Source organism: Streptomyces sp. ADMS (genome assembly GCF_033441795.1).
Taxonomy (GTDB): Bacteria; Actinomycetota; Actinomycetes; order Streptomycetales; family Streptomycetaceae; genus Streptomyces.
The window spans coordinates 41,946-57,857 of record NZ_JAVFVX010000032.1; the positions used below are offsets into that span (position 1 = coordinate 41,946).

Consider the following 15,912-nt stretch of genomic DNA (forward strand, 5'->3'; position numbering starts at 1 on the left):
ACCTCTCACATGCGTTCGAAGGAGCGGCGCAGCTCCCAGTCGGTCACCGCGGCGTCGAAGGCGTCGAGTTCGACGCGGGCCATGTTGCGGTAGTGGGCGACCACCTCGTCGCCGAAGGCGGCCTTGGCGATGGGGCTGTTCTCCCACAGTTCGGCGGCCTCGCGCATGGTGGTGGGGACGTGGGCGTAGTCGGCGGCGTACGCGTTGCCCGCGCATGCCTCGGGCAGTTCCAGCTTCTGCTCGATGCCGTACAGCCCTGCGGCGACCAGCCCGGCGACGGCGAGGTGGGGGTTGACGTCACCGCCGGGCAGCCGGTTCTCGAACCGCATGGACCGGCCGTGGCCGACGACCCGGAGCGCGCACGTGCGGTTGTCGTAGCCCCAGGCGACAGCGGTCGGCGCGAACGAGCCCGGCTGGAACCTCTTGTAGGAGTTGATGTTGGGCGCGTAGAGGAGCGAGAAGTCCCGGAGCGCGGCGAGCTGCCCGGCGAGGAAGTACCGCATGACCTCGGACATGCCGCCGGGATCGGCCTGGGCACCGGCCATGACGTTGGTGCCGTCCGCGTCGGCCAGCGAGAGGTGGATGTGGCAGGAGTTGCCCTCTCGCTCGTTGTACTTGGCCATGAAGGTGAGCGAGACGCCCTCCTGGCTGGCAATCTCCTTGGCGCCGGTCTTGTAGACGGCGTGCTGGTCGCAGGTGACGAGGGCGTCGTCGTACTTGAAGGTGATCTCGTGCTGGCCCGGATTGCACTCTCCCTTGGCGGACTCGACGATCAGCCCGGCGGCCGTCATCTCGTTCCGGATGCGGCGCAGCAGTGGCTCGATGCGGCCGGTGCCGAGTACCGAGTAGTCGATGTTGTACTGGTTGGCGGGGGTCAGCCCGCGGTAGTCGGCGTCCCATGCCTGCTCGTAGGTGTCCTTGAAGACGATGAACTCGAGTTCCGTACCGACCTTGGCGCCGAACCCGTGCTCGGCGAGCCGTTCCAGCTGGCGGCGGAGGATCTGGCGGGGTGCGGCGACGACCGGGGACCCGTCGTTCCAGGCGAGGTCGGCGACGAGCATGGCCGTACCGGCGTTCCAGGGCAGCCGGCGGAGCGTGGAGAGGTCGGGGTGCATGGCGAAGTCGCCGTACCCCCGCTCCCAGGAGGACATCTCGTAGCCGTCGACGGTGTTCATCTCGGTGTCTACGGCGAGGAGGTAGTTGCAGCCTTCGGTGCCGTGCTCCAGGACGTCGTCGAGGAAGAAGCGCGCGGCGAACCGCTTGCCCTGGAGCCGCCCTTGCATGTCGGGGAAGGCCAGGACAACAGTGTCGATCTCACCGCTCGCGACGAGGGCGTGCAACTCCTCGACGCTGAGCGGGGGTGTGCGGTCTGCCACGGGAAAGCTCCTTCGGCTTCTGCGCGTTTTTTCGGCCGGGCCGGAAGCCATAAGGTATTGCGGAGAACCATTGCTTGGGAAGGGGGCACGGCCAGATGTCGCTGGACGCTGAAGGCGGCTTGGAGGACCGGTTGACGCCGGTGCTGCGGCCCGTGCGTGCGGGCAACGGCTTCGAGGAGGCGCTGGAACAGATTCTGCAGGTCGTACGGCTGGGCCTGGTACCGGGCGGCGAGCGGCTGCCGGCCGAGCGCGAACTCGCGGAGCGGCTCGGGATCAGCCGGGTGACGCTGCGCGAGGTACTGAAGGTGCTCCAGGACCAGGGGCTCGTGGAGTCGCGGCGCGGCCGGTACGGCGGCACGTTCGTGCTGCCGCGCGGCGACGCGGGCGCGGGCGGCGAGAACGAGTTGCGGCGGCGGATCAGCGCGGTCGACATCGAGGACGTCCTTCGCTTCCGGGAGGTACTGGAGGTGGGCGCGGCGGGCCTGTGCGCGCAGCACGGGCTGTCGGCCGAGCAGGCGGGGAGACTGCGGGAAGCCCTGGTCCGCACCCAGGACGCCCCGCTCTCGGACTACCGCCGCCTGGACACGCTGCTCCATCTCACAGTGGCCGAGCTGTGCGGCTCGCCGACGCTGACCTCGCAGTACGCGGCGGTACGGGCGACGGTGAACGACCTGCTGGACTGCATCCCGCTGCTGGTACGCAACCTTGAGCACTCGCAGCGGCAGCACGCGGCGCTGGTGGACGCGGTCCTCGTCGGGGACGCGGACGGGGCACGGGAGATGATGCGGGAGCACTGCTCGGGGACGGCGGCGCTGCTGCGGGGTTTCTTGGCGTGACGTGTGGGGGACGTGGGTTGCCGGACGGGGCGAGGGTCGGCAAAGGTATGGCCGTACGCCATTGAAAGCCCCGCTGATCACCGGCTGATCGCCCGCCGGACACCCCTTTGGACACCAGGGAGACCCTCGTGACGACGACCGGACGACGACCACTCATCGGCGTCAGCACGTACCTGGAGTCCAGCACGCGCTGGGGCGCGTGGGACCTGCCTGCGGCGCTGCTGCCGACCGGGTATCCGCGGCTGGTGCAGCGGGCCGGGGGTATCGCCGCGATGCTCCCGCCGGACGACCCGGCACACGCCGCCGCCGCGGTCGCCCGGCTCGACGGCGTCGTGATCGCGGGCGGCCCCGACGTCGATCCGGCCCGGTACGGCGCGGAACGCGACCCGCGTACGGGGCCGCCCGCCGAGGCGCGGGACGCCTGGGAACTGGCACTGATCGACGCGGCGTTGGCGACCGGAACGCCGCTGCTGGGCATCTGCCGGGGCATGCAGCTGCTGAACGTCGCCCTGGGCGGCACGCTGCTCCAGCACATCGACGGTCACGCGACGACCCCGGGGGCCTTCGGCCACCACGGCGTGAAGCCGGTACCGGGGACAAGGTACGAGGAGGCGGCACCGGAGGAGACGTCGGTGCCGACGTTCCATCATCAGGCCGTGGACCGCCTGGGGAAGGGGCTGGTGGCATCGGCGTACGCGGCGGACGGGACGGTGGAAGCGGTGGAACCCGGGGGTTTTGGTGCCGGATGGGTGCTGGGGGTGCAGTGGCATCCGGAGATGGGGGAGGACTCGCGGGTGATGGGAGCGTTGGTGAGGGCGGCGTCCGCCTCGGCCGGCGTTTGACGGGGCACGTTCCGGCAGCGCAGCCCGTGGTTTCCCACCCACCCGTTCACCGCATCTGTCCAGCCCCAGGCGGCACCCCTTCAGCGCCGACCCGCACCCCGGCCCGTCCGGCGTTTGAGGACGAGCGCGTTCGGCGCGACAAGGGGGGGCTGGGGCGCAGCCCCCAGGAACCGGACGGAACAGGTAGGGACGGCGAGGGCGAAACAACGGGCCGTCCCTCCGTCCTCACCCCCGCGTCAGCCCCAACAACTCCCGTGCCGGCCCCACCGGCCGGTGCCCCACCGGCCACACAGCCCGCAGCTCGCGGTCCAACCGCACCCCGTCCAACGGCACACACACCAACCGCCGCGTGGACAACTCCTCCCCCACCGCCAGTTCACTCAGCACCGCTGGCCCCGCCCCGCCCACCGCCGAAGCCTTCACCGCAGTCGTCGACGACAGCTCGATCAGCGGACGCGCCAACCCGCCCAGCGCCGTGTCCAGCACCTGCCGCGTCCCCGACCCCTCCTCCCGGAGAATCAACGGTGTCGCAGCCAACTCCGCCGCGCCCACCGGCTTCCGCCGCCGCGCCCACGGGTGCCCCGGCGCCGTCACCACGATCAGCCGGTCCTTCGCGACGACCGCCGAGTCCAGCCCGCCGGGTACGCCCGTCCCCTCCACGAAACCGAGGTCCGCCTCGTCCGACAGAACCCGTTCGGCCACCGTCGCCGAGTTCCCGGCGAGCAGCGACACCGCTGTCTCGGGCCGCAGCACGCGCAGCGCGAGCAGCCAGCCCGGCAGCAGATACTCGGCGATCGTCATGCTCGCCGCCACCCGCAGCCGGGAGTCACGCCGCGTCCGCAGTGCCTGCGCCCCGGCGTCGAACGCCTCCGCCGCCTCGACGACCCGCCGCGCCCAGTCGGTGACGAGCACACCGGCGTCCGTGAGCCGGGAGCCGCGCGGCGAGCGGTCCAGGAGGGCCACTCCCAGTTGGCGTTCCATCGACCGGATGCGGCTGCTGGCGGCCGGCTGTGTGACGCCCAGCTCCTGCGCGGCCCGCCCCAGGCTCCCCAGCCGGGCCACCGCGAGCAGCAGCTCCATCGCTCCGAGGTCCGGGACCCGGTGCGCAACCCCCGACGACCGCGCGGCCCTGCCCTCCACATCACCCATAGATCCAGCTTATGCCCTCATGCCCCCGAACCCCCTGGTCACCGCCCATGGCGCGCGCCCCTGGGACGGGGCACCTGTGTCGCCGGCGCGGAGAGCCTCGGCCGGCACACCGGGCTCGCCGCCTTCGGTGTCCTCGCCGTCGCCCCTGTGCGTCCTGCTCGTCGCCGCCTGGGCCGGCGCCGCCACCCGAACCGACCGGGGCCTGATCACCGGTGAGCTGCTCGCAGGGCCTCCCCCAGCACCCGTGGCGCCTCGGCCAGTGACGGCCCGTACCAGGTGAGGTGGCGCCCGCTGACGAGGGCGCGGGGAAGCCCCTCGAACGCCTCGGGCCCGTCCTCGGCCGTGAAGCGGTACGGCTCGTCCGGCAGCACGACCATCCCGGGCTGCGCGGCGGCCCGCAGCTCCTCGACCGGTACGCGCGGATAGCGTTCGGCGTGGGCCGCGTACGCGTTGTCGACCCCCAGCCGCGCCAGCACGTCACCCGCGAAGGTGTCCCGTCCGAGCACCATCCAGGGCCGCCGCCAGATCGGCACCACAGCGGTCGTACGACCGTCCCCGGCCGATCTCCACCATCGCTGCGGCGCCGACCACGCCGTCTCCGCCTCGTCCAGCCACCGGGGTCGCGTTCTCGCCCCGCACGCCGTCACCACCCGCTCCAGCTCCCCGAAGGCCTGCGGCACGTTCCGCACCTCGGTGAGCAGCACCTCGATGCCGGCCGCGCGCAGGGCGGCGAGGTCCGGTTCCCGGTTCTCCTCCTCGTTGGCGAGGACCAGGTCGGGGGCGAGCGCGACGATCCGCTCGACCCCGGGGTTCTTGGTGCCGCCGATGCGTACGACACCGGCGCCGAGGTCGGCGGGATGGCTGCACCAGTCCGTCGCCCCGACCAGCGCTCCGGGCACCGTGACCGCCACCGCCTCCGTCAGGGACGGCACCAGCGAGATCACCCTCATGGGAACGTCCCCCAACTGCTGATCAGCGGATACGAGTTGACGACGAGCGCCTGGTCGTCGGGCAGCCGGCCGCCCAGGTCCACGATTCGCGCGAACGTCACCGCGTCGTCACGGGTCCGGAGGGCGTCGAAACGGCCGCCCGCGGGTTCGGAGGCGTCGTCGAAGGCGTACACAGAGGTACCGGACATGTCGCCAGTATTGCGGCAGGGTCTGACATCGACAGCCGAGGCGATCCGCAAACCGCCCCGAAGTGGCTCACGCAGGGGTGTTCTCGGCGCCTCAGTGCCCGTGCCGCTCAGCGGCGCCCATCCTGCACCGCCTCGATGTGCTCGGCCACCGCCACCACGATCACCCGGGTGTCCGCCACGGTCGCCCGCCAGCGGTGGCGCACCCCGCCCGTCAGGTACAGCGTGTCGCCGCGGCCCAGCCGGTGTGCGCGGCCCTCCGCCTCGACCTCGACGGCACCGTCGGCGACGTACATCAACTCGTCGTTGCGGTGCTGGAATTCGCGGCCGGCGTCGTGGTCGCCGGTGAACTCCATGGCGTGCAGCTGCTGGTGACCGCGGACCAGGGAGCGCACCCGGGGCTCGTCGGGGGCGGGTTCGAGGGCGTCGGCGCGGACGACGTCGACACTGCACGCCGGGTCGGCCGCCGCGAGGAGTTCGACAGCGGTGGTGCGCAGGGCGTCGGCGACCTTCTCCAGGGAGCTTCGGCTCGGCCGTGCCCGCTCGTTCTCGACCTGGCTCAGGAAGGGCACCGACAGGCCGCTGCGTTCGGCCACGACGGCGAGGGTGAGCTCCAGCGCCCGGCGCCGCCGCCGAACGGCCGCGCCAACCCGAAGGGGCTGTTCTTTGTGGTCGCCCATCGCTCCGGCTCCCTCCTCGGCTCGTCGTCGCGCCCCGGTTGCGTACGGTCCCATCACAGCGCATCGCGCCGCGCGTTCGGCGGCCGTTCGCCAGAACGTCTCCGAACCGGGCACGACGCGTTCTCTGATGACTTCCCTGCACCCTACGCATGTTCGTCAAACCGTTTCGTGCGCCCGTCACATCGGAGTTGTTCCGCGTCGGGTACGACCCTCACGGTTCACGCCAGTGGACGGGCCGCCCGGACCTTCCCGACGCCACTTCGCGCGCGCGTGCGGCGGAGCTGACCAGCGGGACCGGCCGGAGGAACAGCCGGGTCCAGGTGATGGCATAGCGCTCCGTGGTTGTCCGGATCCTTTTCGTACGGGGAACGTGTCCGCCCGGGAACGCCGCGAGGGGTGGGCCTCACCGAGGACACCCGCACACGCGCGTGTCTCCAGGTTCGACCCACCCCTCCTGAGCGGCTCCCTCAGCTGTCCGATACCCCTTTCGCACCGCTCTTCCCCTCGGAACCCGCGACCGGTGCCCATCTTTCGGCCAGCCCGGGGTTCGCCTTCAGCCAGGCACGGACGGCGTCCTGTTCCCCGCCCTTGCCCGCCTGCTGGATCCGCGCCTCCAGGCCGGTGAGCTGTTCCTCCGTCATGGAGAAGTTCCTGAGCCAGTCGCCGGCCTCGGGGTTGTCGTCGGCAAAGCCCTTGCGCGCGAGGGTGTGCACGTCGTCGCCCTCGCCCCAGGCGACCTTGGGGTCCCTGAGTTTCTTCAGGTCGTAGTCGCTGTACGCCCAGTGCGGCGACCAGAGGGTGACGACGATGGGTTCCTTCTTGGCGTACGCGCGCTTGAGCTCGGCGAGCATGGCCGGGGTGGAGCCGTCGACGACCTCGTACTCGCCGTCGAGGCCGTACTCCTTGAGGACCTTGTCCTTGAGAAGACCCATCATTCCGGCGCTGGGTTCGATGCCGACGATCCGGCCCCTGAACTTCGACGACTGTCCCTTGAGGTCGGCGAGGGAGTCGACGCCCTTCACATACGAGGGGACGGCCAGCTCCAGGGAGGTGGGGCCGAACCACTTGCCCAGGTCGTCCAGCTGGTCGCCGTACTTCTTCCAGTACTCGGCGTGGGTGACGGGCAGCCAGGAATCCGTCTGGAAGTCGATCTGGCCGGTGGCCAGGCCCGTGTACAGCGGGCCGGCCGCGTACTGGGTGGTCGTGACGTCGAATCCGCGCTCCTCCAGGAGCTCCTTCCACAGGAACGTCGTCGCGATGCCCTCGTCCCAGGGGATGTACCCGATGGTGACCTTCTTGCCCCGGCCCACGTCCGTCGCGGTGGCCCGCGTGGTCGCCGGGGAGGAGCCGAAGATCCCGAGGCCGCCCGCGACAAGCGCCAGAACGACCACGCCGGCCAGCGCGATCGCCGGGCGGGGGCGGTGGTTCCAGAGCTTGGGAGTGCCCGCGGTACGGGCCTTGGCGGCGGCGCGGCGGCCCAGTGGGGAGATCTGGGCGCCGAGTGCGCCGGTCATGCGGTCGAGGTAGATGGCGAGGACGACGATGCCGAGGCCCGCCTCGAAGCCGAGTCCGATGTCGAGCTGGCCGATGGCCTCGTTGACGGCGCCGCCGAGGCCGCCGGTACCGACCATGCCGGCGATGACGACCATGGACAGGCCGAGCATGATGACCTGGTTGACGCCCGCCATGATCGTCGGCAGCGCGAGCGGCAGCTGCACGCGCAGCAGCGTGTCGCGGGGCGGGGTGCCGAACGCCTCGGCGGCCTCGACGAGTTCGGCGTCGACCTGGCGGATGCCGAGTTCGGTCATGCGTACGCCGGGGGCGAGGGCGAAGATCAGGGTCGCGACGACGCCCGCCGGGACGCCCATGCCGAAGAACAGGATCGCCGGGATCAGCAGCACCATCGAGGGCATCGTCTGGAGCAGGTCCAGGACAGGCCGTACGACGGCGCTGACCGTCCTGGAGCGGGCCGCCCAGATTCCCAGGGGGATGGAGACCACCAGGGCGATCAGCGTGGCGACGAGCACCAGGGAGAGCGTCGACATGGCCTTGTCCCACAGGGCCATGGAGTCGACGAGCGCGAATCCCGCGAAGGCGAGGACGCCCGCGACCAGTCCGCGCAGCCACCAGGCGGTCACCGCGAGGATGCCGGCCAGGATAAGCGGCTCCGGGGCGGTGAGCACCGCGTAGATGGCGTCGTACAAGCCCTCCACGACGGTCTTGATCGCGTCGAAGAGCCAGGACATGTGGTCGACGAGCCAGCTGACGCCGTCGTCGACCCAGTCGCCGAGACGGATCCTAGGCACGGGCGGTCACCTTCCCGTCGCGCGAGCCGTGCGAGCCGCAGGGCTCGGGGTCCCCGTGCTGGTCGCCGAGGAAGCCGAGGAGGCGCTGTCCGGGTACGACGCCGACCAGTTCGCGGTCCTCGGTGAGCACCGCGACCGGGTGGGGCAGGCGGGCACTGAGCGCGCACAGTTCGGTGAACGGGGTGTCGGGTGTCGCCGTCGCGCAGTCGCAGTCGGCCTCGTCGCCGCGGGTCTCCGGGTCCATGACGGCGCCGGCGGTGAGTACGCGGGAGCGGTCGACGTCCTTGGTGAAGGAGGCGACGTAGTCGTCGGTGGGGCGGACGAGGATGTCCTCCGCGGTGCCGGTCTGGACTATGCGGCCGTCGCGCATGACGGCGATACGGTCGCCCAGGCGCATGGCCTCGTTGAGGTCGTGGGTGATGAACACGATGGTCTTCTTGAGAGTCTTCTGGAGTTCCAGGAGCTGGTCCTGCATGTCCCGGCGGATCAGCGGGTCGAGCGCGCTGAACGACTCGTCCATGAGCAGCAGATCGGCGTCGGTGGCGAGCGCCCGGGCCAGGCCCACGCGCTGTTGCATGCCGCCGGACAGCTCGTCGGGCCATGAGTCCTCCCAGCCGGCCAGACCGCACAGGGCGAGCGCCTCGTCGGCGCGACGCTCGCGCTCGGCGCGGGGCACGCCCTGCACGGACAGGCCGTAGGCGGCGTTCTCGCGGACGCTGCGGTGCGGGAAGAGCGCGAAGTGCTGGAAGACCATGCTGATCTTGTTCGCCCGCAGCGCGCGCAGTGCGCGGTCGCCGAGCGCGGTCAGGTCCTGACCGTCGAAGCGGACGTGTCCGGCCGTGGGTTCCAGCAGGCCGTTGAGCATGCGCAGCAGCGTCGACTTGCCGGAGCCGGACAAGCCCATGACGACGAAGATCTCGCCGGGTTCCACGGCGAAGGACGCGTCGATGACGGCGGCGGTGTTGCCGTCGTCGCGCAGTTTTTCGCGGTCGGCTCCCTGTTCGAGCCGTGTCACCGCGTCGCCGGGTCGTCTGCCGAACACCTTGTACAGATGCTCGGCCTCAAGCCTGGATGACAAGGGTGCTCCTCGGTCGTGCTCTTCGGTCGTACTTTTCGGTCGTACTTTTCGGTCGTACTTTTCGGTTGCGACGGTTGCGCGAACAACCGGCGCTTGTCCGTGGCCGCGCCTTCCCACGCCCGACGTGGGCAAACGGAAGAGTGGGCCAGTTCACAAGGCCTTCGCAGAGGCAATACAGGGCCCGACCGGGGGCCGCCGGGACGGCGGAAGGCGGTGCACGGGGTGACTGTCAGTGGCGTACGGCATGATGCGAGGCGTGACCGGACGACTGATGCTTCTCGACACCGCCTCGCTCTACTTCCGCGCCTATTTCGGCGTCCCGGAGTCCGTGAAGGCTCCGGACGGCACGCCGGTGAACGCCGTGCGCGGGCTGCTCGAATTCATCGACCGGCTGGTCAAGGACCATGGGCCGGACCACCTGGTGGCATGCATGGACGCCGACTGGCGTCCACAGTGGCGGGTCGACCTGATCCCCTCGTACAAGGCTCACCGCGTCGCCGAGGAGCACGAGACGGGCCCGGACGAGGAGCAGGTGCCGGACACCCTGTCGCCGCAGGTGCCGGTCATCGAGGCAGTGCTGGACGCGGTCGGCATCGCGCGCGTGGGCGTCGCGGGATACGAGGCGGACGATGTGATCGGCACCTTCACCGCCCGCGCCGAGGGACCGGTCGACATCGTCACCGGCGACCGGGATCTGTACCAGCTGGTCGACGACACGCGCGGTGTGCGCGTGCTCTACCCGCTCAAGGGCGTGGGCACCCTGCAGCTGACCGACGAGGCGTGGCTGCGCGAGAAGTATGGGGTGGACGGGAAGGGGTACGCGGATCTCGCGCTACTGCACGGCGACCCGAGCGACGGGCTGCCGGGCGTGCCCGGCATCGGCGAGAAGACGGCCGCGAAACTGCTGGCCGAGTTCGGCGACCTGGCAGGGATCATGGCCGCGGTCGACGACGCGAAGGCGAAGCTGACGCCGTCGCAGCGCAAGCGGCTCGACGAGTCACGGCCGTACGTCGAGGTCGCGCCCAAGGTCGTCCTGGTGGCCGGCGACGTCCCGCTGCCGGACGTCAACACCGCGGTGCCGCATACCCCTCGCGACCCGGCGGCGCTCGACGCGCTCGCGGCCCGTTGGGGACTTGGAGGTTCGTTGGAGAGATTGCTCACGACACTCGGAAGCTGAGGTCCCGCTTCCCCGGCGCGAGGCACCATGTACTCGTGCCGCACCACAGGCACGACACCTTTACCGACGAGAACGGCATCCTCACACAAGAGAACGCCACTCTCATTTTGAGGCATCATCACGAAAACAATTGCCTCGGGTAACAGGGTTTTTCAAGGGAGAGATGCTAACTTAGGTAAGCCTAAGCAAAGGCAACAGGGAGGCCGTCATGGCAGAGCGCCCGGAGCGCAGGGCCCCGAAGACCCACTCCGCACAGGTCGTCCGCACCGAGCGGCTGACCCCACACATGCAGCGCGTGGTCCTCGGCGGCGGCGGCCTCGCCGAGTTCACGGTTGGCACCCGCACCGACCACTACGTGAAACTGCTGTTCCCGGCCGAGGGCGTCACCTATCCGCAGCCGTTCGACATGCAGCGCATCCGCGAGGAGTTCCCGCGCGAGCAGTGGCCGGTGACCCGCACCTACACGGTGCGCGCCTGGGACCCCGAACTGCGTGAGCTGACCCTCGACTTCGTCCTGCACGGCGACGAGGGCCTGGCCGGCCCCTGGGCGATGCGCGTCCAGCCGGGCGAGACGGTGGCCTTCGGCGGCCCCGGCGGCGCGTACGCCCCCGACCCGACCGCCGACTGGCACCTGCTCGTCGGGGACGAGAGTGCGCTGCCCGCCATCGCCTGCGCCCTGGAGGCGCTGCCCGACGGCGCCAAGGCGTACGCCTTCGTGGAGATCGCAGGCCCCGAGGAAGAGCAGAAGATCGACTCCGACGCGGAGGTCCGCTGGCTGCACCGCGGCGAGCGGCCCCTGGGCCAGGCACTCGTCGAGGCCGTACGCGCCCTGGAGTTCCCCGCGGGCCGGGTACACGCGTTCGTGCACGGCGAGGCGGCGTTCGTGAAGGAGCTGCGCCGGCTGTTGCGGGTGGAGCACGCGATCCCGCGCGAGAGCCTCTCGATCTCCGGCTACTGGCGCCTCGGCCACAACGAGGACGGCTGGCAGGCGTCCAAGCGGGAGTGGAACGCGCAGGTGGAGGCGGAGCAGGAGACGGCCGAACCGACGGCCTCCTGACTTTCCATCAACTTCCGGGGCGCGGCGATCCGGGCCCCCTTCCAGCCCCTCGCTGCCCGCTCAGCAGAGCCGGCAGCGCACCGCCCGACTGACCGGGCCCCTGGTCGGGCGGTCGGACACCGCCGGTCGGCGTGACAGGACACCCCCGGCCCGTCGGCCACGCGGCCTCGAACTCCTCACCCCCATCGCCCAGTTGCTCGCCCGTCGGCGGGATCGAGATCGGGCGTGCGCCGCACGCCACGCCCTGAAGACGCCGGGCGAAAACGACCTTCGGGCCAGTACCGTCCCGCCCGGTCCCGCCAGGCTGTCCCGTCGCCGACGGGACGTGAGGACTTGGGCCCCACCTCGACACGGCCGCGACATCCCTGCGAAACAGCGCCTCCCTAATTTCTGTCACCCGACAGGAATACCGCGCCGAAGGCAGGTCCCGCCGTGACCACGACCGCTTCCTCCGGCGTACGCCCCGACCCGCCGGAGGCGTCCGCCGACCGATCCCTCGCCGAGTTCGGATACCGCCAGGAACTGCACCGCAGCCTGGGCCGGTACGCCTCGTTCGCTGCCGGGTTCTCCTTCATCTCCGTCCTGACGACCGTCTTCCAGTTCTTCGCCATCGGGTACACGTTCGGCGGCCCCGTCTTCTTCTGGGCCTGGCCGGCCGTACTGATCGGCCAGCTGCTGGTCGCCGCGTGCTTCGCGGAACTGGCCGCGCGCTACCCGATCTCCGGCGCGATCTACCAGTGGTCGTCCCGGCTCTCCAACCTCGCCTTCGGCTGGTTCGCCGGCTGGATCATGGTGATCGGGCAGATCGTGGTGGTCTCGGCGGCAGCGCTCGCGCTCCAGGTCGTCATGCCCGCCATCTGGTCCGGCTTTCAGCTGGTCGGCGACGACCCGGCCCCCACGTCGGCGAGCGGCGCGGCCAACGCGGCGATCCTCGGCGTCGTCCTCCTGGCCCTGACGACCTTCGTGAACGTCATCGACAACCGCGTGATGTCCCTGATCAACCGGGTCGGCGTGACAGCCGAGATCATCGGCGCCGTCCTGATCATCGTGCTCCTGTTCACCCACTCCGAGCGCGCTCCCGGCATCACCTTCCACACCGGTACGGCACTGGAGTCCGGCCTGTTCGGGGCACTGCTGGTGGGCTCGTTCACAGCGGCGTACGTGATGATCGGGTTCGACAGCGCGGGCGAGATGAGCGAGGAGACGCACAATCCCCGGCGCACCGCACCCCGCACGATCCTCGCCGCGCTCGCCTCGGCGGGCCTGCTGGGCGGACTGATCATCCTCGCCGGCCTGCTCGCCGCCCCGAGCCTCACCGACGGCCGGCTGGGCGTCGAGGGCCTGAGCTACGTCCTGACGAGCAGCCTCGGCGACGGAGTGGGGCGTGCCCTGCTGGTAGACGTCGTGGCCGCGATCGCGGTGGCGACCCTCGCGATCCAGACGTCGGCCTGCCGGATGCTGTTCTCGATGGCCCGTGACGGCCAGCTGCCGTTCTCGGCCGGCCTGGCCAAGGTCAACCAGCGCACGGGCATGCCGAGCGCCCCCGCCCTGGTCGTCGGTGTCCTGGCGGCGGCCCTGCTTCTCCTCAACTTCGCTTCTCCGGAGGCCTTCCTGGCCATCGGCACCACCTGCATCGTGATGCTGTACCTGGCGTACGCAATGGTCACGGGCCCCCTGCTGGTCCAGCGCCTGAAGGGCACCTTCACCGCCGACGGCACGGACGAGACCGGCAGGCCTCTCTTCTCCCTCGGCCGCTGGGGCATCCCCGTCAACGCCCTCGCCCTGCTCTACGGCCTCTTCATGACGGTCAACCTGGCCTGGCCGCGGGCAGCGGTGTACGACCCGGCGGGCGGGCACTGGTACTTCCAGTGGTTCACTGTGCTGTTCCTGGGGGTCACGGTGGGGGGCGGGGTGTTGTACCGGGCTGTGAGGGCGCGCCAAGGCCATTCGGTCTGAACCCGGCCCCTGCGGATCCCCTGCCAGAACCGACGGCAATGTGAACCATGGCTGAGCTTGAGGGGCCCGGGTCAGTTCGGGCACCTCCGCTCTGTGCGGTCAGTGGTGGTCAGAGGACTCGGTGCGTCCAGGTCTTCTCGGGGCCTTCAGGCGCCGCATGATGGGGTGCGCGGACCGCGGGTTCGGGCAAGTCCAGTGCGAGAAGGCAATCGACCTGTGGCGGGACTACAAGACGGCTCGGACCGAACGCGCGTGAGACCCCTCACCTGGAGGTGCGCGTGCGCACGCACGGTCCGAGCGGACGCCGCAAACTCGTCCGGCCACCGCCAGGAGATGTAGGCCTTCGCCACGACGACCAACTCCTTGTTTGAATTGCAAGACTGGTTGGTCGCCAGAATGTCACCCTGGTGGTCACGGAAAGCCACCGGTGACTACGTGCGACGTAAAGGCGCACAACGGAGCCCGCCCTGCGCTCCGAAAGCTGGTGCGAAGGAATTTTAGTGGTGGCAAATACCGGTGAGTTGACGAGCCGTACGCGAGCTACGACGCAGTAGCGGATCTGCCAGGGGGCGATCAGTGTGCTTCCTCAGCTCACGAGCCGCCCTGAGCATCACCCCCGGCCCTGCTGCCGGGAGACGATGTTTGCGGTGTGCGAGCCGAATGTCAGAGTGATGTGAGGGTGCGCCGCGGTTGAGTACATGTAGATGTCGAGGGTGAGTTCTTCTGGTCGGTCGAAAGCGGGCAGGACGCGCCACCATGCCGTACGGGCCAGATTGGTGAGGGTGTCGAGGTCGCTTTCGGAGCATTCGGCGGCCAGCGAGTAGATGCCCTGAGTCAGTGCCGCAATCACGGTGGTGCCCGGATCGACGTGTTTTCTCTGGGCATGCCAGCCGAGAGAAGTCGGTGAGAGCCTTGTCAGACGGGTGACGGCCCGTGACGCCACATCCGGAGGGATCACGTCGATGGCCCCGGTGAGTGTCAAGGCGGCGTTCACGATCTCCCTGGCGTCCCCCTCTGTGCTGGTCAGGGTGGTGCGAGGCAGATGCGGGCAGTACTCGGCGTCCAGGTAGAAGCAGGACCCGCAGCGCGGTGCGGCCTGGCACACGCGGCAGTCATGCTCGCGCAGGGCACCCCAGCCGTGGCCGCGCTGGGCCATGGGACCTACCGTCGCCCACAGGTCACTGCGGTGGCCCCAAAGGGTGTAGGAGACACCGGCGCATCCAGCCAGGAGGGTGCGGTCGTCCCTGTCCAACGTGTGGTCGGTGACTTTCGTGGCCAGGGCTGGCATGAGGTGCCCCAGACCCACGAGCCAGGTGACCAGGGTGTCGGCGCCATGTCGACCGTCGCCGTAAAGGCGGACCCCGTTGCCGACATCGCCGGTGTAGGTGTCGATGGCAAGGTCGTGAATGTCATTTACCATCTTGGAGATGCTGAAATGGGCTCGACCCGCTTTCGACACGCAAGCTCGGTCAGCCAGCGTGGGTAGCCCCATATCCAGGGCGTACCACTCGCAGATCATGGCATTCACGGAGGAGTAGTACGGAGTTTCTGCCCGCAGGACAGGGACGCCAAGTTCGGGATACTCGGTGATGCACCTGTTGCGATGCCTGGCCATGACGCTGGATTTCCGGGCCATCAGGATGTGCCGTACGGCAGCGGTAAGGGAGAGCTGTTGCTGGGCCGTCCGGATTTCGGCGATGGCGATGGCATGCCAGTCTTCGAGTTCACCTCGGACATACTTGCCCCAGTCGGTCGTCGACGCGAGATCGCAGTACATGCCGTGCCGGGCCGCTTCGCGGTCCGGTTCGAATACCCGCCAGGCCAGCAGCCAGCCGAATAAGGTCTGCGGCACGAACAGCTGCACGGGTATTCGAACTTGTGCAGCCAGGCGTTCGATCAGCGCGCGCGGGACGGGTTCCTCCAAGTCGAGCGGGCAGCCCTTCTTCTTCCACCGCTCCCCGCATTGGCTGGCCAACTGGAGCCACCTTTGCTGGGACCCCCGGGGGGGTTGCTCGTGGGTGCGGTGGGGGGGTGCATAGACCTGCATCGCCCGCCGCCACAATTGAATTGTCCGCCACACGTCGGGGTGGTCCGGCGTGGCGAACGCCAGATCTGGGGCAACGTCGGCGGGAAGATCCCAGTCGGACGCCGGTGCGCGATGCCGTTCCGCTGCGGAGAGCCTGGACCAGTACGCCTTGCGCACTCCCCGCATGATGATGCCGTCAGGCTCACGAGGAGCCGCACCTGGTTGGCTCGGTACCAGCCCCTCAGGGGTCAGAGTGTCGCCGGGCAGCTCAATCATGTGAATTACTCCTTTAGT

The 15,912-nt window shown here is 69.8% G+C and carries 13 protein-coding genes; 5 read left to right on the forward strand and 8 right to left on the reverse strand.

The features are described from left to right. Window positions 1-5: 5 nt before the first annotated feature. Entirely contained in the window at window positions 6-1,376 is a 1,371-nt protein-coding gene (locus RB628_RS16470) for a glutamine synthetase family protein (RefSeq protein ID WP_318321183.1), read from the reverse strand. A gap of 95 nt (window positions 1,377-1,471) precedes the next feature. Here RB628_RS16470 and RB628_RS16475 point away from each other — a divergent pair, with 95 nt between their 5' ends. Then, window positions 1,472-2,212, forward strand: coding sequence for a FadR/GntR family transcriptional regulator (locus RB628_RS16475; protein ID WP_318321184.1), 741 nt, complete (start codon window positions 1,472-1,474; stop codon window positions 2,210-2,212). Window positions 2,213-2,340: 128 nt separating this feature from the next. Continuing rightward, window positions 2,341-3,054, forward strand: coding sequence for a gamma-glutamyl-gamma-aminobutyrate hydrolase family protein (locus RB628_RS16480; RefSeq protein ID WP_318321185.1), 714 nt, complete (start codon window positions 2,341-2,343; stop codon window positions 3,052-3,054). A gap of 225 nt (window positions 3,055-3,279) precedes the next feature. On the opposite strand, the gene RB628_RS16485 is transcribed toward RB628_RS16480, so the two are convergent. The 6 genes from RB628_RS16485 to RB628_RS16510 all read right to left on the reverse strand — a co-directional run bounded on the left by RB628_RS16485 (window position 3,280) and on the right by RB628_RS16510 (window position 9,402). Continuing rightward, on the reverse strand, window positions 3,280-4,203 hold the full coding sequence (locus RB628_RS16485; RefSeq protein ID WP_318321186.1) for a LysR family transcriptional regulator: 924 nt from the start codon (window positions 4,201-4,203) through the stop codon (window positions 3,280-3,282). Between the two features lie 206 nt (window positions 4,204-4,409). Next, window positions 4,410-5,153: a helical backbone metal receptor gene (locus tag RB628_RS16490; protein WP_318321187.1), complete on the reverse strand. Its 744-nt coding sequence runs from the start codon at window positions 5,151-5,153 to the stop codon at window positions 4,410-4,412. Then, a complete protein-coding gene (locus tag RB628_RS16495) occupies window positions 5,150-5,341 on the reverse strand; it encodes a hypothetical protein (protein WP_318321188.1) in 192 nt (63 codons plus the stop codon). The genes RB628_RS16490 and RB628_RS16495 overlap by 4 nt, the downstream gene beginning before the upstream one ends. Before the next feature lie 107 nt (window positions 5,342-5,448). Continuing rightward, complete coding sequence (locus RB628_RS16500) at window positions 5,449-6,018, reverse strand: XRE family transcriptional regulator (protein ID WP_318321189.1); 570 nt, start codon at window positions 6,016-6,018, stop codon at window positions 5,449-5,451. A gap of 467 nt (window positions 6,019-6,485) precedes the next feature. After that, window positions 6,486-8,324: an ABC transporter permease/substrate binding protein gene (locus tag RB628_RS16505; protein WP_318321190.1), complete on the reverse strand. Its 1,839-nt coding sequence runs from the start codon at window positions 8,322-8,324 to the stop codon at window positions 6,486-6,488. Then, entirely contained in the window at window positions 8,317-9,402 is a 1,086-nt protein-coding gene (locus tag RB628_RS16510) for a glycine betaine/L-proline ABC transporter ATP-binding protein (protein WP_318321191.1), read from the reverse strand. The genes RB628_RS16505 and RB628_RS16510 overlap by 8 nt, the downstream gene beginning before the upstream one ends. Before the next feature lie 247 nt (window positions 9,403-9,649). Between RB628_RS16510 and RB628_RS16515 the strand changes: the two genes are divergently transcribed. The 3 genes from RB628_RS16515 (at window position 9,650) to RB628_RS16525 (ending at window position 13,592) form a co-directional block, all read left to right on the forward strand. After that, window positions 9,650-10,579: a 5'-3' exonuclease gene (locus RB628_RS16515; protein WP_318321208.1), complete on the forward strand. Its 930-nt coding sequence runs from the start codon at window positions 9,650-9,652 to the stop codon at window positions 10,577-10,579. 208 nt (window positions 10,580-10,787) lie between these two features. After that, a complete protein-coding gene (locus RB628_RS16520) occupies window positions 10,788-11,636 on the forward strand; it encodes a siderophore-interacting protein (protein ID WP_318321192.1) in 849 nt (282 codons plus the stop codon). A 432-nt stretch (window positions 11,637-12,068) separates the two neighbouring features. After that, window positions 12,069-13,592: an amino acid permease gene (locus RB628_RS16525; protein WP_318321193.1), complete on the forward strand. Its 1,524-nt coding sequence runs from the start codon at window positions 12,069-12,071 to the stop codon at window positions 13,590-13,592. 610 nt (window positions 13,593-14,202) lie between these two features. Here RB628_RS16525 and RB628_RS16530 read toward each other — a convergent pair. Next, a complete protein-coding gene (locus RB628_RS16530; protein ID WP_318321194.1) occupies window positions 14,203-15,894 on the reverse strand; it encodes a hypothetical protein in 1,692 nt (563 codons plus the stop codon). Window positions 15,895-15,912: the final 18 nt, after the last annotated feature.

Bases quoted from the DNA above. Each gene is read 5' to 3' on its own strand.
- RB628_RS16500 (WP_318321189.1), bottom strand. From the start codon at position 6,018: ATGGGCGACCACAAAGAACAGCCCCTTCGGGTTGGCGCGGCCGTTCGG.
- RB628_RS16485 (WP_318321186.1), bottom strand. From the start codon at position 4,203: ATGGGTGATGTGGAGGGCAGGGCCGCGCGGTCGTCGGGGGTTGCGCAC.
- RB628_RS16530 (WP_318321194.1), bottom strand. From the start codon at position 15,894: ATGATTGAGCTGCCCGGCGACACTCTGACCCCTGAGGGGCTGGTACCG.
- RB628_RS16495 (WP_318321188.1), bottom strand. From the start codon at position 5,341: ATGTCCGGTACCTCTGTGTACGCCTTCGACGACGCCTCCGAACCCGCG.
- RB628_RS16490 (WP_318321187.1), bottom strand. From the start codon at position 5,153: ATGAGGGTGATCTCGCTGGTGCCGTCCCTGACGGAGGCGGTGGCGGTC.
- RB628_RS16515 (WP_318321208.1), top strand. From the start codon at position 9,650: ATGCGAGGCGTGACCGGACGACTGATGCTTCTCGACACCGCCTCGCTC.
- RB628_RS16520 (WP_318321192.1), top strand. From the start codon at position 10,788: ATGGCAGAGCGCCCGGAGCGCAGGGCCCCGAAGACCCACTCCGCACAG.
- RB628_RS16475 (WP_318321184.1), top strand. From the start codon at position 1,472: ATGTCGCTGGACGCTGAAGGCGGCTTGGAGGACCGGTTGACGCCGGTG.